3 protein-coding genes are annotated in these 26619 nt (G+C 64.4%); all 3 read left to right on the top strand.

Annotated features, from left to right (window positions below):
* The first annotated feature begins 103 nt into the window (after positions 1-103).
* The 3 genes from PM3016_RS19790 to PM3016_RS19780 all read left to right on the top strand — a co-directional run bounded on the left by PM3016_RS19790 (position 104) and on the right by PM3016_RS19780 (position 26619).
* A complete protein-coding gene (locus tag PM3016_RS19790; protein WP_274380028.1) occupies positions 104-715 on the top strand; it encodes an esterase/lipase family protein in 612 nt (203 codons plus the stop codon).
* A gap of 399 nt (positions 716-1114) precedes the next feature.
* Positions 1115-6943 (top strand): non-ribosomal peptide synthetase, encoded by a 5829-nt coding sequence (locus tag PM3016_RS19785; RefSeq protein WP_014370667.1) that lies wholly within the window; start codon positions 1115-1117, stop codon positions 6941-6943.
* Positions 6940-26619 carry a non-ribosomal peptide synthetase gene (locus tag PM3016_RS19780; protein ID WP_081484338.1) on the top strand — a complete coding sequence of 6560 codons (19680 nt, stop codon included), beginning with the start codon at positions 6940-6942 and terminating at the stop codon, positions 26617-26619. Before PM3016_RS19785 ends, PM3016_RS19780 begins: the two co-directional genes overlap by 4 nt.

The following is a 26619-nucleotide window of genomic DNA, read 5'->3' as shown; positions in this document are numbered from 1 at the left end:
TGCTGGAGATGTAATAAAGTGGGCCCATCGTTCCTATTTTTTTCTACCAATGTTAAATTATAATCGATTTCGTTCGTTATCAAATACATAGGGAGATGGAATGATGAAAAACAGGAAATGGATCTCCGTCATTCTGACCTGCATGCTCATGGCCTTTACGGTGCTGCTCAGCATGCCGCCGTCCAAAGCGGAGGCCGCCGAACCTACCGCCCGCACGCCCGTCGTGTTCGTTCACGGATTGAGCGGGTCGGACAGCAATTTTGCTTATATCAAATATTACCTGCAAAAACAGGGCTGGACCAGCGATGAACTGTATGCGATCGATCTTCCAAGCAAACAGGGCAACCAGCTTCTGAACTCCGCAGCCATCGCAAGCTTCGTGGACGATGTCCTGAGCAAAACCGGCCACACGAAGGTGAATATTGTCGCCCACAGCATGGGCGGAGCCAACAGCTTGTATTACATCCTGAACCGGGACGACGCTTCGAAAGTGGACAAGCTCATTACACTTGGCGGCGCGAACCGTCTGACAACAAGCGATGCCCCGGCCGGCGTGAATGTCACGTCGATTTACTCGACAAGCGACACGATCGTCGCGAACTATCTCTCCATCCTGAACGGCGCCAATAATATCCGGATCTCCGGCGTTTCGCACATCGGCCTGATTTTCAGCTCCCAGGTGAACCAGCTGATCCAAACGGCTTTGGAAGAATAGCAATACCCATCGAAGATAGACGCTGGAGAGAGATCAATTTTTACATTAAAATGGAAGGTCACTTGGCTCCGCTGGAGTTCGGGTGACCTTTTTGACTTATACAGCGAAGAGGGGCAATGCCGCTCCAACCTCATTCCGTAAAGAAATGGTTAAAGGAATGTTAAATTATAGTATATTCGCATCAAAGTGGAAAGGCCTGTGATATGATTTGTGGTAAACACCATTCTTCAGCATGATCTGACAGCATTCTGCCCATCACCAACACCGCATGTACTTCGGCATCACTACGCCGCAATCAACAGCACCCCAACCCCGCAGTTCTTGAGATTGACCTTCCTGTCTGTTTCCATTTCCTGTTTCATCATCCAACTAACAGCATACATAGGGGAGAGAACCTGATTGAAATCCGAGACAACGAAAAGAACAGCGCTTACAGAAGCCCAGCAGAGAATCTGGTATACGGAACAACTCTTTCCGGGAACGACGGCCGCATGGATCGCCGGCAGGCTCGTGATCGACGGCACGCTGGATGAAGGCCTGCTGCAGCAGGCGGTATGCGGGGTGATCCGGGAGAACGATGCGTTTCATCTTCGGATCGCTGCCGGCGAAGAAGGGCCATGGCAGTATCTTCAGCCGCCTGCGGAACAGCTTCACGTGCCCTGCCTGACCTTCCTTGGGGAAGGCGGAAGGGAGAGCGCCGAAGCCTGGATCGATGAGCGCAACCGGACCCCGCTCCCGTGGCTGGACGCGGAACTGTATTCCTTCTCCGTACTGAAGATCGGGGAGTCGGAGCATTGGCTGCATTTCAGGGCGCATCATATCGCCTTCGACGGCATGTCGTGCCAGCTCATCGGGGACCGGATTCTGGAGCGGTATATGCTTCTGACCCAGGGCGATGCCGCCATAGATCCGAAACCGGCCTTCCTGGATTCCCTTCCCGCCGAAGAGGCCTATGAAGCCTCGGAACGCCGGGCGAAGGACCGCCAGTACTGGCTGAACAAATTCCGCAGCCTGCCCGAGGGGGGAGAGCTCAAGCCGCGCTCGACAGCCGGGGAGGACACATCGGCTAAACGGTATACGGCGACCCTGGACCGCGAACTCTATGAAACACTGAAGGAGACATGCCGGACGCATCAAGTGAGCTTGTTCACCTTGATCTTCGCGGCTTATTCGCTCTATCTCCATAAGGTTACCGGATCCCGGGACATCACGGTCGGGACGATCTATATGAACCGGACGGGCCCCCGGGATAAGGAGCGCATCGGCATGTTCGCCAGCACCGCCGCAGCCCGGATCGGGATCGATCCCGCTGCCAGTGCCGCAGGGCTGCTTCGCAGCACGGCGAAGGAGCAGGCCGGCATGCTGCGCCATCAGAAATATCCGTATAACCGGCTGATCCGGGAGCTGAGGGAGCTTCACGGCACCCCGGGGCTGAACCGGCTGTTTGATGCCGCCATCGAATACCGTCCGGTCAAAAGCCTGCGTTACGGTGACCTCACGGCGGGGTTTCAGACGGATTTTTGCGGGCATGAGATCAACGATGTGCTTCTGCGGGTGGAAGAGGTGGGCGATGATGAGCTGCTCCGGCTCCACTTCGATTACAGAACGTCGCTCTTCGGGGAAGAGGAGATCGCACGGATGAGCCGACGCCTGCTGACCCTGATGGGGCGGATGGCGGAGCACCCGGACCTGCCGCTTGCCGACTTGTCCGTCCTCGATGCGGAGGAGGAGGCGCAGCTTGCCGCATTTCACCGGACCGCAGCCCCGTACCCTGCGGGAAGCACCATCCACGGGCTCTTCGAGGAGCAGGTCCGCCGTACGCCGGAGCACACCGCTGTCGTATACGGCGAGCGGAAGCTGAGCTACCGGGAGCTGAACGAGCGGGCCGACGCTCTGGCTCTTACCCTGCGGCAGCACGGCATGCAGGATGGAGATCATGCCGCCATCATGGCCGAACGCTCCGCGGAGCTCATCGTCGGCATGCTGGCCGTCCTGAAGGCAGGCGGAGCCTATGTCCCGGTGGATCCCGAGTATCCGCAGGAGCGGATCGCCTTCATGCTCGGGGATTCGGGAGCGAAGCTGCTGCTCGGGCAGGCTCACGTGCTGGAGAACGTTCCGTTTGACGGCGGCCGCATCCCCTTGGAGGACGGAGCTTCGCGGATCTCCGGCACCCCGGATCTTTCTTCTGCGGGGGGACCCGATGCGCCGGCCTATGTCATCTATACCTCCGGAACGACGGGCAGGCCCAAAGGCGTCGTAGTCCGGCACCGCGGGCTGTGCAACCTCCAGCCTTTCTTCCGGCATACCCTGGGAATTCGGGAAGAGGACCGGATCGTGCAGTTCGCCAGCGCTTCGTTCGACGCCTCCGGGTGGGAGATCTATATGGCACTCTTCTCCGGGGCGGCCGTATGTCTGCCTTCGCCATCGGATATCACCAACTACAGGTCGTTCGAAGCGTATGTAACGAAGCAGGGCATCACGACCGCGACGCTGCCGCCGGCCTATGCCGTCCACCTGGAGCCGGAGCGGATGCCGACGCTGGCCAGACTGATCACGGCCGGTTCTGCGGCGTCCCCGGATCTGGTGCACCGGTGGAAGGATCAGGTGCGCTATTACAATGCGTACGGACCGACGGAAGACTCCATCTGCACCACAGTCTGGTCCCCCGAGGGAGCACTGGAGGCGTTCTTCGAGGTGCCGATCGGGACTCCGCTGCCGAACCACCGCGTCTACATCGTGGATGCGGATCTCCGGCAGGTACCGGTCGGCGTGGCGGGAGAGCTGTGCATCGCCGGCGACGGCCTGGCCAGGGAATACCTGAACCGTCCCGAACTCACTGCGGACAAATTCGTCGGGAACCCGTTCGAGCCCGGCGGCCGGCTGTACCGTTCGGGAGACCTCGCCAAGCGGCTGCCTGACGGGAATATCGTCTACCTGGGCCGGATTGACCAGCAGGTCAAGGTGCGCGGGTACCGGATCGAACCGGCTGAAGTGGAGTACCGGCTGAAGCAGGCCGAGCCGTCGATCCGCGAGGCCGTGGTCGCCGCCCGGGAGGATGGGACCGGTCAATCCGTGCTCTGCGCCTACGTGACTTCGGAGGGAACACTCCACCCGGCAAAGCTGAGAGAGGTCTTGTCCCGCGAGCTGCCTGCGTACATGGTGCCGACTTACATCATGCAGCTGGAGCGGATGCCTCTGACGCCTAACGGCAAGATCGATGCGAAGTCGCTTCCCGCGCCCCTGGCGGACCTCTCGGGATCGGCGGATTATGCGCCTCCTCAGGACCCGCTGGAAGAGCTGCTGGCTTCCGTATGGCAGACCGTGCTCGGCACGGGGCCGGTCGGAAGACACGACCGGTTCTTTGACCTCGGCGGGGACTCGATCAAGGCGATCCAGGTGTCTTCGCGTCTGCTGCAGGACGGCTGGCGCCTGGAGATGAAGGATCTGTTCCGGTATTCTGCGATTGCCGAGCTCCGCGCTCATATGTCCCCGGTGACCCGTCCCGCCGAACAGGGCGAGGTGCAGGGGGCCGTCACCCTGACGCCGATCCAGCGCTGGTTCCTGGAGCAGGAACCGGCCGATCCGCACTATTTTAACCAGGCCGTAATGCTCTTCAGGGAGGAGCGGTTCGACGAGGGTACGCTGCGGACGGTTATGGAAGCCATCGCCGCACATCACGATGCCCTCCGTCTCGTGCTGCGCCGAAGCGGAGAAGGAGCGTATACCGCTTGGAACCGCGGAACCAGGGAGGGATTGCCGTTCCACCTGGAGTGTGTGGATTATACAGGCTGGGAGGGACCCGGTCTGCAGGAAGCGGTAACGGCAAAAGCCGAGGAAATCCAAAGCCGGATGGACCTGGAGCACGGTCCGCTCGTCCGGCTCGGACTGCTGCGCTGCCCGGAGGGCGATCACCTGCTGATGGCCGTGCATCATCTGGCCGTAGACGGCGTGTCCTGGCGCATCCTGCTTGAAGACTTTGCGGCGGGCTATGCCCAAGCCGCGCGAGGAGAGACGCCCGTATTCCCGGCGAAGACCGATTCGTTCCGTACCTGGGCGGAAGGGCTCTCCCGCTATGCCCGGAGTGAAGAGGCGGAGAAGGAGCGGGGCTATTGGGAAGCGGCGGCCGCTCTGGAGAGCTGGCCTCTGCCCCGAACGGTTCCGGATGAACCTTCGCGCAATGAAGACAGCCAGATCGTAACGGTGGAATGGTCGGAGGAAGAGACCGGCCTGCTGCTGACGCGGGTGAACCGCGCCTACCGGACGGAGATCAACGATATTCTGCTCGCCGCCCTGGAGATGGCCGTCGGGAAGTGGAGCGGTCTGCCCCGTGTCCGGATCGCCCTCGAAGGACACGGCCGGGAACCCATTGTTCCCGGAGTGGACATCACAAGGACTGTCGGCTGGTTCACGAGCCGCTATCCGGTCACGCTTGAGACCGGGTCTCTCCCGACCCTGCCGGGCCGGATCAAGGCCGTGAAGGAACGGCTGCGGAACGTACCGGGCAAGGGCGTGGGCTTCGGGATTCTGAAGCATTTGAGCGGGCAGGGGCTGGTCTCGGGAGCCGAGCCTGAGATTTCCTTCAATTATCTGGGGCAGTTCGACCAGGATCTGAACGCGCACGGCCTGCAGCTGTCGCCTTACCCGGCGGGAAATCTGCAGAGCGGAAGAGCGGCCCGCCTCGCACCGCTGGATCTTCAGGCCATGATCCGGGACGGTGTGCTGACCCTGACGATCAGCTACAGCCGGCAGGAATTCCGCCGGGAGTCCATGGACAGCCTCGCCGGAGAGCTGCAGTGCGCTCTGCAGATGATCATTGCCCACTGCGCATCCAGGCAGGAGCAGGAAGTGACGCCGAGCGATGTGCTGGCCCGGGGCATCTCGCTGGAGGAGCTGGAGCAATTCACCGCCGAGTCCCGCCAGGTCGGCGAGATCGAGAATATATATCCGCTGACCCCGATGCAGCAGGGGATGCTGTTCCATTCGCTGCTCGACGCGGACTCGCCCGCCTACTTCCAGCAGGCTTCCTTCGACGTGGAAGGGGAGCTTGATCTTGAAGCGTTCTCAGCAAGCTATCATGCGCTGGTCCGGAGGCATGATGTGCTGCGCACCCGCATCTTCACTGGTTGGAAGGAAGAGCCTCTGCAGGTCGTCTTCCGCCGGAGCGGGGGAGAGCTCAGGATTCTGGACCTCCGCGGAACGAAGGCGGCGGGGCTGGAGGACGAGCTCAAGGCGCTTGCCCGGGAAGATCGGGCCAGAGGCTTCCGCATGGACCGCGAGGATCTCATGCGTCTGACGATCATCCGCACGGGTCCGGCGTCCTGCCGCTTCCTGTGGAGCTTCCACCATATCATCATGGACGGCTGGTGTCTGTCCCTGATCACCAAGGAAGTATTCGAGACGTACGCGGAGCTGCTCGGGCAAGGGAAATCCGCTCCTGCTTCCGCCGTGACGCCGTTCAGCGAGTATATCCGCTGGCTGTCGCTGCAGGACGAAGAGGCGGCGGCCGGGTACTGGCAGGGCGTGCTGGCCGGGTACGAAGCGGGGACCGGTCTGCCTGGCGCTGCCGATCCCGCAGCGGTCCCGGGCTATGAGGCCCGTACCCTCGTGCTGGACCTGGAGAGCGTCCTGACGCAGGAGCTCGGCAGGCTGGCCCGGGAGTCCCAGGTCACGCTGCACTCCCTGATCCAGGCCGCCTGGGCGGTCCTGCTGGCCAAATCCTGCGGTACGGAAGACGTCGTCTTCGGCACCGTGGTGTCGGGCAGGCCGGCCGAGATTCCCGGCATCGAACGCATGGTCGGGCTCTTCATCAATACGATCCCCGTGCGCATCCGCTGCGGGGCGGAGGCCATGGTCACCGAGCTGCTGGCACAAGTGCAGGCGGATGCCCTGAGCTCCCGGCCCTACGAGACGTACCCGCTCTACCGGATTCAGGCGGCGTCCGGCCGCCAGCAGGAGCTCATCCGCAGTCTGGTCATCTTCGAGAACTATCCCGTCGAGGATCAGGTGCAGCTGTGGGGCGGCTCCTCCGGCACGGGGCTGCGCCTCACGAATGTTACGCTGACGGAACAGACGAACTATGAACTGAATCTGACCGTCATCCCGGGCGAAGCGCTGCGCCTTCAGCTGGAGTATAATGCGCTGGCCTTCGAGAACGGTGTCATCGAGAGCGTTCGGGACCGGCTCCTGCACCTGCTCCAGCAGATGGCCGGCAGCCGAAGGCCGCGCTGAAGGAGCTTCAGCTGGCCACAGAAGAGGATGCGGCACGGATTCTGGGCGGGTTCCATGCTCCGCTGGCATCAGACGCGGGCTTGGCGGCCGGGAAGACCATGCACGAGCTGTTCGAGGATCAGGCAGAGCGGACCCCGCATGAGCCGGCCGTCCTTTTCGGTGACGAGATGCTCACGTACAGCGAGCTCAACCGGGAGGCGAACCGGCTGGCCAGGACGCTTCGCACTCATGGCGTGGGGGCGGACCGCCCGGCCGCCATCATGGTTCACCGCTCCGCCCGGATGGTCATCGGCATCCTCGCCATCCTCAAAGCCGGCGGGGCCTATGTGCCGGTAGATCCGGAGTATCCGGAGGAGCGCATTCGTTATCTGCTGGAGGACTGCGGCGCGTCCGTACTCGTAACCGAGCGGGAGCTGGAAGCACGCGCGGCTTTCGGCGGGACCGTTGTCCTGCTGGACGAAGAGGCAGCCTACAGCGGGGATTCGGCCAATCTGGAGCCGGTATGCGATGACTCCCATCTGGCCTACATTATCTATACATCCGGAACGACCGGGAAGCCCAAAGGCGTCATGATCGAGCACAGACAGCTCGCCGCCGCTGCCGCCGCCTGGAATGAGGCGTACCGTCTTCGGGAAGAGGGCGTCCGGGTGCTGCAGTGGGCGAGCTTCTCCTTCGACGTGTTCACGGGCGACCTGGTCCGCGCGCTGCTCCATGGCGGCCGGCTCATTCTGTGTCCGGCCGGGATCCGTATGGATCCGGCGGGCATCTACGAGCTGATGGCCAGGCACCGGGCGACCTTTTTCGAATCGACGCCGGCTCTCATTCTCCCATTCATGGATTATGTGCAGGACAGGGGGCTGGATCTCGGGTTCTTGAAGCTGCTGGTGCTCGGCTCCGACATATGTCCGCCGGAAGCGTTCGCGACGCTGCAGCAGCGCTGGGGCAGGCAGATGCGCATTCTCAACAGCTACGGGGTCACGGAAGCATGCATCGACTCCTCCTTCTATGAAGGGACTGAAGCGGAGCCTGCGGCCCGCCGTACGCTCCCGATCGGCAGGCCGCTGCCAGGGGTGCGGATGTACATTGTGGACGAACACCTTGCGCTGCAGCCGGCCGGCATCCCGGGTGAGCTGTATATCGGCGGACACGGCGTGGGCCGGGGCTACTGGAATCGCGAAGAGCTGACCGCGGAGCGTTTTGGGGCGGATCCGTTCCAGCCTGAAGGGCGGATGTACCGCACGGGCGATCTGGCGAGATGGCTGCCGGACGGGAATATCGAGTATCTCGGGCGGATGGACCAGCAGGTCAAAATCCGCGGCTTCCGGATTGAGACAGGCGAGGTGGAAGCGGCGATCCTGCAGTTCCCGGGCGTGAAGGAAGCGGTCGCTGCCGCCAGGGAAGACGGGAACGGGCAGAAGGTGCTCTGCGCTTATGTAGTCCCCCGCGAAGGCGAACTCGATCTTGACGCGCTGAAGCAGGCGCTCGCCGGGAAGCTCCCGGCCCATATGGTGCCGGCCCGCTGGGTGCTGCTGGGGCGACTGCCGCTGACGCCGAACGGCAAGGTGGACCGCCGGGCGCTCCCTTCGCCGCAGGAATCCACTGCGACAGTGACGGCTGGTTATGTGCCGCCCCGCACGGCAGGGGAGCGTGCGATTGCCTCCGTCTGGCAGTCGGTGCTTGGCGGCGCTGCGGTCGGAATGCACGACAGCTTCTTCGAGCTCGGCGGCGACTCCATCAAGGCGATTCAGGCGGCCTCCAAGCTGCTGCAGGAAGGGTACAGGCTCGATCTCAAGGACCTCTTCCGGTATCCGACGCCTGCGGAGCTGGCTCCGCACCTGAAGGCGGCCGGAAGAGCGTCCGACCAAGGGGAAGTGTCGGGCGAGGTGCCGCTTACCCCGATCCTGCACTGGTTCGGGGAGCAGGAGCTCGCCGAGCCGCACCACTACAATCAGGCGGTCATGCTCTGCCGCCGGGACCGCTTCGAGCCGGAGGCGCTCCGCCGTACCGCTGAGACTATTGCAGCCCATCATGACGCGCTTCGTCTGGTATGGATCAAGGAAGAAGGCGGAACACAGGTGCGGAACCGGGCTGTGGGCGATGGCGAAGCCTGCCGTATGGAAGTCCTGGACCTGCGTGACCTGCCGCCGATAAAAGTTGCCGGGGAGGTAAGTGCCCGGGCCAACGCAATCCAGCGCGGCTTCCGTCTGAACGAGGGTCCCCTGATGCGGCTGTGCCTGTTCCAGTGTCCGGACGGCGACCACCTGCTAATCGTCATTCATCACCTGGCGGTGGACGGGGTATCGTGGCGCATCCTGTTCGAGGACCTGGCGGCCGGGTATGCACAGGCAAGCAGCGGACAGGACGTTCGGCTGCCGCTGAAGACCGCCTCGTTCCGCGAGTGGGCTCAGGCCCTGCAGGGGGAAGCGGAGAGCGGAGCATGGGAGACCGAGCGGGCCTACTGGGAGGCCGCCGAAAAGGCGGACATCGCGCCACTGCCAAGAGACGGGGTCTGCCCGCGTCCACTCACCGGAGACAGCGGCACCGTTACCCTGCAGCTCGCCGAGGCGGATACGCAGCGGCTGCTGAAGGAGGTTCACCGCGCCTACCATACGGAGGCGAACGACATCCTGCTGACCGCCCTCGGACTGGCGGTGCGGGAGTGGTCCGGGCTGCGGCGGATCAAGGTGAACCTCGAAGGCCACGGCAGGGAAGAGCTGGCCGCCGGAACCGACGTTTCCCGGACGGTGGGCTGGTTCACCTGCCAGTTCCCGGTCCTGCTGGAGCTGCCGGACGGGCTTCCGCTCGGGAAGCAGATCAAGCACGTGAAGGAGACCCTCAGGAGAGTTCCGCGCAAGGGACGGGGCTACGGCGTGCTCCGGTATTTGTCCGCCCATGGAGGACATCTGGAAGGAGCCGCCGAGCCGGAGATTTCGTTTAACTACCTCGGACAGTTCGATCAGGATCTGGCGGGCAGCGGCTTTGCGCTCTCCCCTTATGGAATCGGGGAAGCGGTGAGCCCGCTGGCCAAGCGTCCTTACGTGCTTGACATCAACGGGATGCTCAAGCAAGGAAGGCTCGAATTCGAGATCAGCTACTGCCGCAGCGAGTACCGGAGGGAGACGGTGGAAGGGCTGGCGGCGCTGCTGCGGTCGTTCCTCGAGGAAGTCATCACCCACTGCGCATCACGGGACCACAGCGAGCTGACGCCAAGCGACGTTCTGGTGCAGGGCTTCAGCGCGGAGGAGCTGGACGCCTTCGCGGAAGATGTGAGCGGGATCGGGGAGCTGGAGAACCTGTATCCGCTGACCCCGATGCAGCAGGGAATGCTGTTCCACCACCTGATGGGCGACCGGCCGGAAGCGTATTTCGAGCAGACGGCGGTGGATCTGAAGGGCCCGCTGGAGACGGGCGCGCTCGCCCAAAGCCTGCGCTTGCTGGTGGAGCGGCACGCGGTGCTCCGTACGAACTTCCTCCAGCGGGCGGACGGGCTGCCGCTGCAGGCGGTCTTCCGCACGAGAGAGCCGGAGCTGCGGCTCGTGGATCTGCGGATGCACCGCGGTGATGCGGACCGCCTGCAGGCTCTCCTGGACACATCTGCGTCCGAGGACAGGGCCAGAGGGTTCAACCTCGCATCGGATGCGCTGATGCGCCTGACCGTCCTGCGCACGGGGGAAGAGGACTACCGCTTCCTGTGGAGCTTCCATCATGTGCTGATGGACGGCTGGTGCCTCTCCCTGATGGTCGAGGAGGTATTCACCATCTATGCGGCCCTCGCGGCAGGGAAGCAGCCTGAGCTTCCCGCCGCCCCGCCATACAGCCGGTACATCGAATGGCTGGGACAACAGGAGGGGCAGGAGTCTGCCGCATACTGGACCGCTTATCTCGACGGATACAGCGGACCAACCCTTCTGCCGGGGACTCTGACGGATGGGGCGGAAGAGCCGAGGGCGGAGCGGGTGTCCTGCGCCCTCGGCCGCGAGCTGACCGGCCGGCTGAGCCGGGAGGCGTCGAAGCGGCGGACCACATTGTCCAGCTGGATTCAGGCGGCGTGGGGCGTCCTGCTTCAGAAGTATAGCGGCTCGAAGGATGTCGTCTTCGGATGCGTCGTCTCGGGAAGACCGGCGGAGCTGGCGGGCGCGGACCGGATGCTCGGCCTGTTCATCAACACGGTTCCCGTAAGGGTCGCGGCTGATCCCGGCTCCCCCTTCTCCGACGTGGCCAAGCGGCTGCAGGAGGATGCGGCGGCAGCGCGCGAGCATGAGACGTACCCGCTCTACGAGATCCAATCCCGCAGCGGGCAGGGGCGGGAGCTTGTGAACCATATCCTGGCCTTCGAGAACTACCCGGCGGAAGAGCTGCTCGCCGCACCGGGCGGTCTGCTGGGCTCCGGACTCAAGGTTACCGGCGTGCACGCCGCCGAACAGACGAACTATGATCTCAATGTCATTGTCATTCCGGGAGACAATCTGCAGCTTCATTTCGAGTACAACAGCCGGCGTTACCCGCGTGAGGCGGTGGAACGCATCCGCGGGCATCTTCTGGCCCTGCTCGAGCAGACCGCATTGCGGCCGGACGGCCCGGCAGCCGAGCTCGACCCGCTTACCGAAGAGGAGAAGGAGCAGATTCTGCAGACCTTCAACGATACGTCTGCCGATTATCCGCATGAGGCGTCGATCTGCACCCTGTTCGAGGAGCAGGCGGCACGGGTGCCGGACCGGGCAGCCGTCGAGTTCGGCGGGCAGAGCCTTTCGTACCGCGAGCTGAACGAACGGGCGGACGCACTGGCCCTGCTGCTTCAGGCACGGGGCGTGAAGGAGGAGAGCCCTGTCGCCATCCTGGCGGAGCGCTCGCCGGAGACGGTCATCGGCCTGCTCGCCATCCTCAAGGCCGGAGGAGCCTATGTCCCGGTGGATCCCGCTTTTCCGGAGGAGCGCATCCGTTACATGCTCGGGGATTCGGGGGCCCGGCTCCTTCTGGTACCGGACGGAGCAGGAAGCGAACGGCCGGATTTCGGCATCGAGTGTCTGCCCATGGATGAAGCAGCCGCCCGGTTGGACCATAGAGAGAGGCTGGAGCCGTCGGCCGGCCCCCGGAGCCTCGCATACATTCTGTACACCTCGGGCACGACCGGACAGCCCAAAGGGGTGATGGTGGAGCACCGCAGTGTCGTGCGGCTTGTGCGCAATACGGATTATATCGACTTCCGGCCTCAGGACCGGATTCTGCAGACCGGCGCGCTTGGGTTCGACGCTTCCACGTTCGAAATCTGGGGCGCGCTGCTGAGCGGGCTGAGCCTCCATCTCGTGGAGGAGCATATCCTGCTCGACGCGTTCCTGCTCGAGGAGACCGTACGCCGGGAAGGGATCACCGTCATGTGGCTGACCTCCCCGCTGTTCAACCAGCTCGTTCAGCAGAATCCCGCGCTCTTCACCGGATTGCGTACGCTGATCGTAGGCGGCGACGCCTTATCGCCCGTACACATCCGGAAGCTGAAGGACGCGCATCCGGGACTGCAGGTCGTCAACGGCTACGGGCCGACGGAGAACACCACGTTCTCCACCACATATGAGATCGGTGAACACTTTGGAAACTCCATCCCCATCGGACGCCCGATCCGCAACTCGCGCGCTTATATCGTGGATGAAGCATGCCGCCTGCTTCCGATCGGCGTGCCGGGCGAGCTGTGCGTGGCGGGGGACGGGCTCTCCCGGGGCTACCTGGGCCGGCCGGAGCTCACGGCGGAGAAGTTCACGGCCGACCCGCTCTTCCCGGGAGAGCGGATGTACCGCACCGGAGACCTGGCCCGATGGCTGCCGGACGGCACGATCGAATACCTGGGGCGGCTGGACCATCAGGTCAAAATCCGCGGCTACCGCATCGAGCTCGGCGAAATCGAGAACCGGCTGCTGCTCTTCGGCGGAATCCGGGAAGCCGTGGTGACCGCCTATGAAGACGGCGCCGGCCAGAAGCAGCTGTGCGCGTATGTCACCGCCGACCGGCCTCTGTCCGCACGCGAGCTGAAAGCCGCGCTGTCCGAATCGCTGCCCGGGTACATGGTGCCGGCCGCCTTCGTGCAGCTCGAGCGGATGCCGCTCACGCGCAACGGCAAGGTCGACCGGCGGGCGCTACCCGAGCCGCAGGCCTTCGCGCCCGAAGAAGACCGGGACTTTGCGGCACCGGAGACGCCGCTTGAGGCGCAGCTTGCCGCGATCTGGCAGGAAGTGCTGGGCGTCGGCCGGGTGGGCCGCCATGACGATTTCTTCGAGCTGGGCGGGCATTCGCTGCGTGCGGCCGCTTTGGCCGCCCGGATTCATCAGGAGCTGAAGCGCCGCATCCCGCTCAAGGAGCTCTTCCGCTTCAGGACGGTTAAGGAGCAGGCCAAGCAGCTGGAGAGACTGGGCCGGGCCGAATACAGCCCGATCCCAAGGGCGGCGGAGCGGCAGGAATATCCCGTATCCTCCGCCCAGCAGCGGATGTATCTCCTCAGTCTGAGAGAGGGCGGAGAGCTCAGCTACAACATGCCGGGCGCGCTGACCGTAAGCGGACCGCTCGATCCGGAGCGGCTCGAAGCCGCGTTCCGGGAGATCGTCGGGCGTCACGATACGCTCCGCACGAGCTTCCATACCGTGAATGGCGAGACCGTCCAGCGGATTCATGCCGAAGCGGACTTCCGGCTGGAGCTGCTGCGGGAGGAGAGCGGATCTCCGGATGCGCTGCATCCGGATGAGCTAGAGGCGTACATGAACCGTTTTGTCCGACCGTTCGATCTGGCGACGCCGCCTCTGATGCGGGTGGGCTGCCTCCGCCGGAGCGGGGAATCCCATCTCCTGCTGTTCGATATGCACCATATCGTCTCGGACGGGGCATCGATGGGCATCCTCGTGGAGGAGTTTGCAGCCTTGTATGCAGGGCGGACGCTGCCTCTGCTGGCCACCCAGTATAAAGATTACACGATGTGGCGTCAGGCGGAGCTGGAGAGCCCTTCGATGAAGGAAAAAGAAGCTTACTGGCTGGAGACGTTCCAGGGCAGCCTGCCGGTGCTGGAGCTGCCGGCCGATTATCCGCGCGGAGCCGTCAGACGCTTCGAGGGCGATACCGTCCGGTTCACGATCGGGGCGGAGGAAAGCCGCGGGCTGCGGGAGATTGCCGCACGTACGGGTTCGACGCTCTACATGGTGCTGCTCGCGGTCTATACCACGCTGCTGTCCCGGTACAGCGGAGCCGAGGACCTCATCGTAGGCACCCCGGCGGCGGGCCGTCATCATCCGGACCTCGATCCGCTCATCGGGATGTTCGTCGATACGCTGGCCCTCCGCTGCTATCCGGAGAGCGGCATCAGCTTCCTGGCCTATCTGCAGGACGTCCGGGAGAGGAGCCTTCAGGCCTTCGAGCACGGCGACTACCCGTTTGATCTGCTGGTGGAGAAGCTGGGCGCGGGGGCGGACAGCAGTCGTCATCCGCTTTTCGACACGATGTTCGCCCTGCAAAATACCGGGCAGCGGGCGCTGGAGGCGGACGGCATCCGTCTGACGCCGCATGAACCGGTTACCCCGGCGGTGAAATTCGACCTGACGCTCAATGCGGTCGAGCGGGAAGAGGTCATCGACTGCACGCTGGAATTCGCCTGCGCCCTCTTCAAGCGGGAGACGGCCGAGCGCATGGCCGGGCATCTGCTGCGCCTGGTCCGGGCGGTGGGAGCCGCTCCGGAGACGAAGCTCGCAGAGCTGCCGGTGCTGACACCCGAAGAGGAGCTTCTGCTGCACGGCTTCAATGCGGACGGAGCCGACAACCCGCTGTGGAGAATCACCCTGCATGAAGCGTTCGAAGCGCAGGTGGAGCGCACGCCGGATGCGGCAGCCGTCCGTTTCGGCAGCGAGCGGTGGACGTACCGGGAGCTGAACGCCCGGGCGAACCGGCTGGCGCGGACGCTCCGGCAGGCCGGCCTTGGGGCGGGTATGCCGGCGGCGCTTCTGACGGACCGCTCCGTGGAGATGGTCGTGGGCATCCTGGCCATCCTGAAGGCCGGCGGCGCCTATGTGCCGATCGATCCCGATTACCCGGAAGCAAGGATCCGTTACATGCTGGAGGACTCGGGTGTCCGGATGCTTGTGCTGCAGCGCGCGTTGGCCGGCCGGACCGCTTATGACGGTCCGAGGATCTGCGTGGATGATCCGTCCTTCGAAGACGGGGACGGCACCAACCTTGCTCCGGTATCGGGGCCGGACGACCCGGCCTATATCATCTACTCCTCGGGTACGACCGGCCGGCCGAAGGGCATCCTGACCGCCCACCGCAGCGTGCTGCGGGTGGTGAAAGAAACGAATTACATTTCGCTGGATGACAGCGACCGGATTCTGCAGCTCTCGAACTACGCGTTCGACGGTTCCGTGTTCGACCTCTGGGCCGCTCTGACGAGCGGCGGCCGGCTCGTGCTCATGGCCAAGGAGGATCTGCTCGACCTCCGTCTGCTGGCCGAAACGCTGGAGAGGGAACGGATCACCGTGCTGTTCATGACCACGTCCTTGTTCAATGCCTTGGTCGACACCGACGTTCACGCCCTGTCGGGGACACGGAAGGTGCTCTTCGGCGGGGAACGGGCCTCGGTGAGGCACGTCCGCAAAGCGCTGGAGCATCTGGGACCGGGCCGGCTCATCAATGTCTACGGGCCGACGGAAACGACGGTGTTCGCCACCTCCCATGAGGTGAACCGGCTGGATGAATCGGCTGCAGGCGTGCCGATCGGCCGGCCGCTGAGCGGCACCACGGCCTATGTGCTGAGCCGGGAAGGCGCCCTGCAGCCGGTCGGCGTGCCAGGGGAGCTCTGCATCGGCGGGGCCGGTCTTGCGCTCGGGTACCTGGGGCAGGAAGACCTCACGGCACAGAAGTTCACGCCGAATCCGTTCGACCCGGCCGGGCGGCTGTACCGTACGGGGGACCTTGTGCGCCGGCTGCCGGACGGCACGCTGGAGTACATCGGCCGGATCGACCAGCAGGTCAAGATCCGCGGCCACCGGATCGAGCTTGGGGAGATCGAAGCCCAGCTCCTGCAGCTGGAGGGGATCGACGAAGCCGTCGTCCTCGCAGGAAGCGGAGAGGGGGGGCTCGAACTCGCAGCCTATTACACCTCAGGCCGGGCCATCGCTCCAAGCGAGATCCGGCAGGCCCTGTCCGGCGAGCTGCCGGGGTACATGATTCCATCGTTCTTCGTCCTGCTCGAGCGGATGCCGCTGACGCGCAACGGCAAGATCGACCGGGACGCCCTGCCGGCACCAGGAGAGGACAGCCGCGGTACAGCGGTGTACGAAGCGCCGCAGACCCGCACGGAGATCCGGCTGGCAGAGCTGTGGGCCGAGGTGCTGGGCGGGGGAAGATACGGCAGGAAGGACAGCTTCTTCGAGGTCGGCGGGCATTCGCTGCGGGCGGCCGCTCTGGCGGCCCACATCTACCGGGACCTGCAGACCAATGTCCCGCTGGGTGATCTCTTCCGCCACCCGACGCTCAAGTCGATGGCCGGGCTGATCGATGCGGGGGCAAGAGAGGAATATATCCCGATCCCGAGAGCCCCGGAGCGGACTTATTATCCCGTTTCTTCCGAACAAAAACGGATCTACATCCTCAGCCAGCTTGTCGGAGGGGAGCTCAGCTACAATATGCCGGGCGTCCTCTCCGTGGAAGGATCGCTGGATCTCCGCCGGTTCGAGGAAGCGTTCCGGCACCTGATTGCACGGCACGAAGCGCTGCGGACCGGCTTCGAGATGATCCAGGGCGAGCCTGTGCAGCGGGTGCACTCGGAAGTGCAGTGGGCCGTCGAGCTCCTGCCGCCGCTGAGCGGCAAGCAGGAAGCGCGCGAGGAAATCGGGGAACGGATCCGGGCGTTCGTCCGCCCGTTCCGGCTGGAGGAGGCTCCGCTGCTGAGAGTCGGGCTGCTCGAGACAGCTCCCGGCCGCTATCTGATGCTGTACGATATGCATCACATTATCTCGGACGGGATATCGATGGGCATCCTCACCCGGGAGTTCGCTGCCCTTTACGCCGGAGTGCAGCTCACTCCGCTGAAGAATCAATACAAGGATTATGCGGTGTGGCAGCGTGAAGGTCTCGGCCGCACGGCACTCGAAGCCCAGGAGGCTTACTGGCTTGGGGTCTTCGAAGGCGAACTGCCGCTTCTTCAGCTGCCAACGGATGAACCGAGAGGCGGCAAGCCCGACTTCTCGGCCGGTACGGTGGATTTTGTGATCGACGCCTCCCGTCTGCAGGGCCTGAGAAGCCTGGCCGCGGCTTCCGGCTCGACGATGTTCATGCTGCTGAAGTCGATCTACCATGTCCTGCTGGCCAAATACAGCGGGCAGGAGGACCTCATCGTAGGCACGCCTGCGGCCGGTAGGCCGCATCCGGATCTAGCGCCGCTGCTCGGCATGTTCGTCGGTACGCTGGCGCTGCGGAGCCGGCCTGCCGGATCGAAGAGCTTCCTGGACTTCCTGGGGGAAGTCCGGGAGAGCACCCTGCAGGCGCTGGAGCACCAGGCGTATCCGTTTGAAGAGCTGGTGGAGAAGCTGGGCATCGCGAGAGAACCCGGCCGGCATCCGCTCTTTGACACCCTGTTTGCCCTGCAGAATATGGACCGGGGCGATACAGACGGTACGGGGCTGCAGCTGCACCCTTATCCGTCGGCAGCCCCGGCGGCGAAGTTCGACCTCACGCTGAACGCCGCGGAAGACGACCGGGCGATCACCTGCAGCCTGGAATACCGCAGCGCACTGTTCGGAGAGAAGACGATCGAGCGCATGGCGGCACACTACCTTCAGCTCATTGATGCGGTTCTGGAAGCACCGGAGTCGACCATCGCCGAGCTGGAGATGATCACATCCGCCGAGAAACAGGAACTGCTCGAAACGTTCAACGATACGGACGCCGACATAGCGGAGGGAACGATCCATGGCCTGATCGAAGCCCAGGCGGCCCGGACGCCGGAGGCGGCTGCGCTCCTCTGCGGGAAGCAGCGGTTCACCTACCGGGAGCTCAACGAGCGGGCCAACCGGCTCGCCCGGACCCTGCTCGCGCACGATTCCGCACAGGGACGCATCATGGCGGTTCTGGCGGACCGCTCCGCCGATGCGGTCATTGCGATCCTCGCGGTGCTGAAAGCCGGCGGCGCCTATGTGCCGGTCGATCCGGAGTATCCCGAGGAACGCATCCGCTATATGCTGGAGGATTCCGGCGCTGACGTGCTGCTCGTGCCCCGCGGAATGGAGACAGGCGTGCCGTTCTCCGGCACCCGGATTGCGCTGGGCGAGGAAGCCTCTTATCATGCGGACGGTACGAATCTTGAGACGGAGGTTACGTCCCGTGATCTCGCCTACGTTATCTACACCTCAGGGACGACGGGCCGGCCCAAAGGAGTCATGGTGGAGCACCGCGGCATCCTGAATTTCAAGCTGGCTTACGACGGCGTGTTCGGCGTCCGCGCCGAAGACAAGGTCGTCCAGTTTGCGAGCATGTCCTTTGATGCGTCCTTGTCGGAGATCACCATGGCGCTCTTCTGCGGAGCGGCGCTCTATCTGCCTTCCGCCGAAGAGGTCAAAGACTACCGCCTCCTCCGGGACTATATCGGCCGGCACGGGATAACCGTCGCCACCCTACCTCCGGCTTACGCCGCCTACCTGGCACCGGAGGAAGTCCCCAGCCTGCGGATTCTGATTACGGCCGGTTCGGCCGCCACAAGCGAGCTGATCCGCAGGTGGCGCGGCAGGCTCGATTACTTCAACGCCTACGGACCGACGGAGGACTCGATCTGCACGACGATCTGGTCCGCCTCCCGGGAGGCTTCGGATGAGCGGAGGGTCCGCATCGGACGCCCGATTGCCAATCACCGGGTCTATATCCTGAGCGGCTCGGGACAGCTTCAGCCGCCCGGCATCCCGGGCGAGCTCTGCATCGCCGGCACGGGTCTGGCCCGAGGCTATCTCGGACGGCCGGAGCTCACGGCGGAGAAGTTCGCGGACCATCCGTTCGAGCCGGGCGCGAGGCTGTACCGGACCGGCGACCTGGCGCGCTGGCTGCCGGACGGCACCCTGGAGCATCTCGGCCGCATCGACCACCAGGTGAAGATCCGGGGCTACCGGATCGAGCTGGGCGAGGTGGAGTCCAGGCTGGCCGAACAGCCGGGGGTCCGGGAAGCCGTCGTGCTGGCCCGCGAAGACCGGGACGGCCAAAGCGAGCTCTGTGCCTACTATACGGCGGATGGGGAGCTGACTCCGGCCGCAGTAAGAGATGGGCTTCTGAAGCTGCTGCCGGGCTACATGGTGCCGGCCCGCTTCCACCGGCTCGAGCGGATGCCGCTGACACCGAACGGCAAGATCGACCGCAGCCGGCTGCCGGTTCCCCAGGATGGCGGGCCCAGTCTCCGTACGGACGCTGCGGCGCCCCGTACGGCCCTGGAAGCATCGCTTGTCCGGATCTGGCAGGACGTCATCGGGGTGAAGCCGGTCGGGATTACCGATTCGTTCTTCGAGCTCGGCGGCCATTCGCTGAAGGGCGCCCATCTTGCAGCCCGCATCCATGAAGAGCTGGGCATCGGCGTCTCGCTGCGGGAAATCTTCGAGCATCCGACCGTAGAAGGCCTGGCTCAGGTTCTTCTCCGTTCAGGACGGACGGCCGCAGAGCCGATCCCGGCAGCGGAAGTCCGGTCCCATTATCCACTCTCTTCCTCCCAGAAAAGGCTGTACCTGCTCAGCCAGCTCGAAGGCGGCGAGCTCAGCTACAACATGCCGGGCGTGCTGCTGCTCGAAGGCACGCTCGATCCCGTGCGGCTGGAGGAAGCCCTCCGCGGCTTGATCCGCCGCCACGAAGTGCTGCGCACCAGCTTCCACCTCCTGCAGGGTGTACCTATGCAGCGGGTGTGGGCGGAGGCGCCCTTTGCCCTCGAACGCTTGGAAGCCGGCTTCGCGGGTACCGGGCAGCAGGATGAACTTATCCGTGTCGTCATGCAAGGCTTCCTGCGCCCGTTTGACCTGGAGCAGGCGCCGCTGCTGCGCGCCGGACTGCTCGGGCTCGGGGAGCAGCGGCATCTGCTGCTGCTTGACATGCATCATCTTGTCTCGGACGGGGCTTCCATGCGCATGCTGACGGACGAGTTTACCCGGCTGTATGCCGGAGAGGATCCGGAACCCGTCAAGCTGCAGTACAAGGATTACGCGGTATGGCAGCAGGAGGGGGCCGGACGGCAGCGGGCCGAGGCCCAGGAAGCTTACTGGCTGAATTGCTTCCAGGGCGAGCTGCCGGTCCTGGAGCTGCCGACGGATCGCCCCAGAACCGCCCGGCGGAGCTTCGAAGGCGGCGCGTTCGAGTTCCGGATCGGTCCGGAGCGCACCCGCAGGCTGAAGGAGCTGGCAGCCCACTCGGAGAGCACGCTGTATATGGCGCTGCTCGCCCTCTATAACACGCTGCTGGCCAAGTATACCGGAGCCGAGGACCTGATTGTGGGCACGCCCGCCGAAGGAAGAGGGCATCCGGGACTGGCCGCCGTTCAAGGCCTGTTCGTAAACACTCTGGCCCTGAGGACCTATCCGGCCGGAGACAAGCCTTTCTCGGCATACCTGAAGGAAGTCAGGGAGAACGCACTCGGTGCCTTCGAGCATCAGGACTACGGGTTCGATTCTCTGGTGGAGAAGCTGGATATTCCCCGGGATCCGAGCCGCCATCCGCTCTTCGATACGATGTTTGCCCTGCAGCAGGGGAGGGAAGGCGGGCTGAGCCTCGGGGAGCTGACGCTGAATTCCCTGGAGGCCGAACCGGCCGCGGCGAAGTTCGACCTGTCGCTGACGGCGGAGGACCGCGGAGAGCAGATCGTCTGCACCTTCGACTATGCGGCCGCCTTGTTCCATAAGGAGACGGTCGAACGGTTCGCCTCGCACTACCTGCAGCTGATCGACTCGGTACTCGAGGCTCCTTACACGCCGATCGCTTCCCTGCGGATGGTCACGGAATCGGAGAGCATGGAGCTGCTAAAGGACTTTCATCATCTGGAGCCGGGGGCAGCCCACACGGCAGGAGATACGCTGCACGGGCTGTTCGAGGCACAGGCTGCCCGGACGCCGGATGCAGCGGCCGTCGTCTCCGGTGAGGTGCGGCTGACCTACCGGGAGCTGAACCAACGGGCGAACGGCGTGGCCTGCGCCCTGCAGGCCCTCGGGATCGGCACCGGGGCTGTCGTCGCCCTGATGGCGGAGCCATCAGCCGATCTGATCGCCGGCATCCTGGGGATCCTCAAATCCGGTGCGGCCTACGTCCCGGTCGGAACGGAGCTGCCGCCGGAGCGCATCCGCTATATGCTGGAGGATGCAGGGGCGGAAGCCGTAGTCATTCAGCAGAGTCTGAAGGACCGGGTGCCGCCCGCACTGCACACGGTTCTGCTGGACGGCGCCGCTGCTTGCGCCCCGGCAGCCGCGGGCCCGGACCCGGCAGGCGGATCCCGCGATCTCGCTTACCTTCTCTACACCTCCGGCACGACGGGAACACCGAAGGGCGTACAGATCGAGCACCGGAGCATCCTGAATACGATCACCTGGTTCCATGACACCTACGAGCCTTATCTGTCCCCGTCCGTCATGCTGACCACCGAATACACCTTTGACCCGAGCCTCGAGCAAATCTTCGGCACGCTGCTGTACGGAGCCCGGCTGCACATCATCCGCAAGGAAACGATGCTGAACGGTCCGGTGTTCCGTGATTATATCCGCAGGCATGGCATCAAGCTGCTTAATACGACCCCGATGCTGATGGGCGAACTGCTCGCGGACGTGGAGCGTGTCGAACCGCTGCAGGCACTGATCTGCGGAGGGGAGAGGCTCGAGGAGGGACTGAAGGATGCACTGCTGGCCAAAGGCTACGAGCTCTACAACCATTACGGGCCGACGGAAGCCTCGGTGGACGTGCTTGTGAGCCGCTGCCTGCCGGGTGAACGTGTGACCCTGGGACGGCCGGTCCGCGGTATGGCGGTCTGCATCCTGAATGAGCACCGGCAGCTGCAGCCTGTCGGAGCGGCAGGCGAATTGTACCTGGCCGGAGCGGGGCTCGCGCGGGGCTATCTCAACCAGCCTGAGCTTACGGCGGAAAAATTCACGGAGCATCCCGACCTCCCCGGCATGCGGCTGTACCGTACAGGCGACCGCGCCCGCAGGCTGCCGGACGGGCGCATCGAATTCCTGGGCCGGACCGACGATCAGGTCAAAATCCGCGGCTACCGGATCGAGCCGGGCGAAATCGAGCACGCTCTCTCGCGGATTCCCGGCGTCCGGATGACGGTGGTTATCGTGAGGGAGGACGGGAACGGCCAGAAGCAGCTTTGTGCGTATTACACGGCAGAGCGGGAGCTGCCCGCCAAGGAAGTCAGGGTGGGGCTGTCCCGTGCACTGCCGGGGTATATGGTCCCGGCCGCCTGCATGCAGCTGGACCGCATTCCGCTGACCGCCAACGGGAAGGTGGACCGCCGCGCGCTGCCGGAGGCAGATCTGTCCGTCCGCAGCGGAGAGCCCTATCTCGCTCCCCGCAGCGAAACCGAGGCAAAGCTGGCCTCCCTCTGGCAGGAGGTGCTGGGCCTGTCACAGCCTCCCGGGGTCAAGGACCATTTCTTCGAGCTTGGCGGCCACTCCCTGAGGGCGATGACGCTGTCCGCACGGCTCTACAAAACCATGCACCGCACGCTCCCGCTGAGGGACATGTTCCTCAGGCCTGTGCTCGAAGAGATGGCCGATGCCCTGGATCGGCTCGAAGCCGGAGATCAGCTGCCCCTGCAGCCGGCAGCCGAGCGGGAATGGTACCCGGTCTCATCGGCCCAGAAGCGGCTCTATCTGCTGAACGAGTTCACCGGGGAGAGCATCGGCTATAACATGCCGGTCATCCTGATCCTCGAAGGCCGATTGGACCCGGACCGTCTGCAGGAAGCGTTCCGTGCGCTGATCCGGCGGCAGGAGAGCCTGCGGACGCAATTCGGCATGGTGAACGGGGAGCCGGTACAGCGGATCTGCGCCGAGACGGATTACAGGGTACAGCCCCTTTTCCTGGAGGCAGCCTCCGATTCCGGCGCTGTCGACCGGATGATCCGGGTGTTCGTCCGGCCGTTCTATCTGGGTACGGCGCCGCTCATCCGGGTAGGCCTCGTCCAGATGACGGGCAGCCGGCACCTGCTGCTCTTCGATACCCATCACATCGTCTCGGACGGCATCTCGATGTCCGTGCTGATCCAGGAATTCGCGGCCTTGTATGCGGGGCAGACGCTGCCGCCGCTGCCGCTTCAGTACAAGGACTACGCGGTATGGCAGCAGGAAGCATTGACCGGCGAGCGTATGCGCGGACAGGAGGCGTACTGGCTTGACGTGTTCCGCGGTGAGCTTCCGGTGCTGAGTCTGCCGGCTGACTATGCAAGGGGGGCCCGCCCGAGCTATGAGGGCGGACTCGTCGAATTCAAGCTTGACGCGGAGGCAGGCCGCAGGCTGCGGCAGCTTGCCGAAGACGCCGGCGCCACGCTGTATATGGTGCTGCTGGCGGCCTACAGCATACTGCTGTCCAAGTACGGCGGCGATGAGGATATGGTCATCGGCACGCCGACCGCGGGAAGACCCCATGCGGATCTGGAGCAGCTCATCGGCATGTTCGTGGGAACGCTGGCGCTGCGGGTGAAGCCGGAGCGGAACAAATCGTTCCCGGCCTATCTGCAGGAGGTGAAAGAGACGGCGCTGGAGGCCTTCGAGCACCAGGATTACCCGTTCGAAGCGCTTGTCGAGAAGCTGGGCGCCCGCCGGGACCTCAGCCGCCATCCGCTGTTCGATACCATGCTGGTGCTCCAGAATACCGAGCGCCGGGAGATCAACGTGGATGGACTGACCCTGAAGCCTTACCCTGCCGCGCACACCGTATCCAAGTTCGACCTGACCCTGATCGCGGCGGAGGAAGAGCAAGGCCTTCTCTTCCAGTTCGAATACAGCACGGCGCTGTTCAAACGGGAGACGGTCGAACGCATGGCCGCCCATTTCCTGCAGCTGATCGGCGGCATCCTGGAAGCTCCCGGGAGCCGGCTCGGCGCTCTGGAGATCCTGCCAGGCGAAGAACGCGGCCTGCTGACCGAAGCTTTCAACGATACGGAGGCAGGCTGGCCAAGCGGACAGACGTTCCACGCCTTATTCAAGGAGCAGGCCCGCCGGCATGCGGACCGCCCGGCGGTCGTCTGCGGCGGCGGCACGCTCACCTACCGGGAGCTCGACCGCCTCTCCGACGGCTTGGCCGCAGAGCTTCGGGGGCTCGGCGTAAGCCGCGACATGCCGGTCGGCCTGTTCCTGGGCCGGTCCGCCGAGATGATAGTCGGCCTGCTCGCCATTCTCAAGGCCGGCGGCGCCTTCCTGCCGATCGACCCGGGATACCCGGGGGAGCGGATCGCCTTCATGCTGGAGGACAGCGGCGTGAGCCTGCTGCTGACCAGGCGGGACATTCTCGCCGCTTACGGCCGGGCATGGCACGGCAGCATCCTGTTGGCCGAAGGGTGGCTGACGGATGGCATTGAAGCTGCGGCAGAAAAACCGAACATCGCCGACAATGTTGATCTTCCGGTGCCTGCCGAAGCGTCCGACGCCTCTCAAGCGTCGCCTGATTCAGCCGCTTATCTGATCTACACCTCCGGTACGACCGGACGCCCCAAGGGCATTGTCGTCGAGCACCGGGGACTGGCCAACCTGTCCGCCTATTGGAAGAGCGACCTGGGCATCCGCCCGGAGGACCGCATCGGCCAGTTCGCCAGCATCTCCTTCGATGCTTCCGTCTGGGAGATCGGCATGGCACTGCTCACCGGCGCCGCCCTGCACATTCCTTCGGACGAAACGATCCGCGATGCGGGCGCGTTCGAACGGTATGCCGCCGCGGCCGGACTGACCGTACTCACGCTGCCTCCTACGTACGTGACGCATCTGCAGCCGGAGCGTCTGCCTTCACTCCGGCTGCTGGTTACGGCCGGCTCGGCGGCAACGCCGGAGCTCATCGCCCGGTGGTCCAGGCACCTGACGTATGTCAATGCGTACGGACCGACGGAGACGACGATCTGCGCCACGGCCTGGACGGCACCGGGTGAGGGGGCTTCGTCCGAAAGCACGCCGGTCACCATCGGCCGGCCGCTGCCCAATACCCGGGTTTATATCCTTGGACCCGAAGACCGGCTTCAGCCGATCGGCGCTCCTGGTGAGCTCTGCGTTGCCGGCGTCGGCGTAGCCCGCGGCTACCTGAACCGGCCGGAGCTCACGGCGGAGAAGTTCACGGACCATCCTTGGGTACCCGGGGAGCGGCTGTACCGGACAGGCGATTCCGCCCGTTGGCTGGCGGACGGAACCATCGAATATCTCGGGCGGATCGATCATCAGGTCAAAATCCGGGGACACCGGATCGAACCGGGAGAGATCGAAGCCCGGCTCCTGACCGTGGACGGGCTGTCGGAAGCGTTCGTGGCGCCTTACAAGGACCTCCGTGGATCCACCGAGCTCTGCGCTTATTACACCGCGGTGCGAAGCATCCGCGGGCCGGAGCTCCGGCAGGCGCTGGCGGCTTCGCTGCCGTCCTATATGATTCCTGCCGCCTTCCTGCAGCTGGAGGAGCTGCCGCTCACGCCGAACGGGAAGGTGGACCGCAGGGCGCTGCCTGAACCGGTCCATACGGCAGACGCTTCAGCCTATGTGCCGCCTGGGGACCCGCTGGAAGAGAAGCTTGCGGCGATCTGGGCGGAGGTGCTCGGCGCGGAGCGGGTCGGGGTCCATGACTCGTTCTTCGACCTCGGCGGCCAGTCCATGAAGCTGCTAGAGATGGTCGGCCGAGTGAACCGGGAGCTGGGTGCGGAGCTCGGCATCGGCGCGGCTTTCGCCCACGCCACGGTTCGGGAGCTGGCCGGACACCTGCACAGCCGGACCGACAGCCAGCACTGGACACTGTGGAACGTAGAGCAGGGAAGTCCGGTCTTCTGCTTCCCTCCGGTGGTCGGCTACGGTCTGACATTCGCCGGCCTGGCCCATGAGCTCCGCGGACAGGCGGCGGTGCTGGCCTTCGATTACATCGAAGAGGAAGACCGCATCGAGCGCTATGTATCCGTGATTACGAAGCACCAGCCGCACGGGGAGATCCGGCTCGCCGGTTACTCGGGAGGCGGCAACCTGGCCTTCGAAACCGCCAAGGAGCTGGAACGCCTGGGAAGAACGGTTTCCATGGTGCTGCTCTTCGACAGCTACCCAAGGCTGGATTCCCTTCCGGAAGCGGCCGAAGAGAAGCCTGGAGATCCCTTCGAGGAGCTCCAGAGCCATCTGGCGTCGATCGAGCCTTCGGCGGACCTCTCTTTGCTCGAGAGCGGCAGAGAGGAGATTACGAGGAAGATGGGCGCCTACGAGGCTTACTTAAGATCCCTGCGGCAGACCGGCCGCATCCGGGCGGATCTCCTGCTGATCCAGTCGGAGAACGGGGACGAGGAGCTGCGATCGTTCTGGAACGCCCGGGCTTCCGAGTGGGGCGGCCTGACGGCAGGAACGCTGCACATCGTACAGGGCCGGGGGACGCACAACCGGATGCTGGACCGGGAGCACTGCGCAGCGAACCTGGCTCTGGCCCAAAGCGTGCTGCTGCCAGGCACTCGGAGCGCGGCTGCGATACGATAA

It is taken from the genome of Paenibacillus mucilaginosus 3016 (genome assembly GCF_000250655.1).
GTDB classification, from domain to species: Bacteria; Bacillota; Bacilli; order Paenibacillales; family NBRC-103111; genus Paenibacillus_G; species Paenibacillus_G mucilaginosus.
This window is presented reverse-complemented; position numbering and strand designations above follow the sequence as displayed.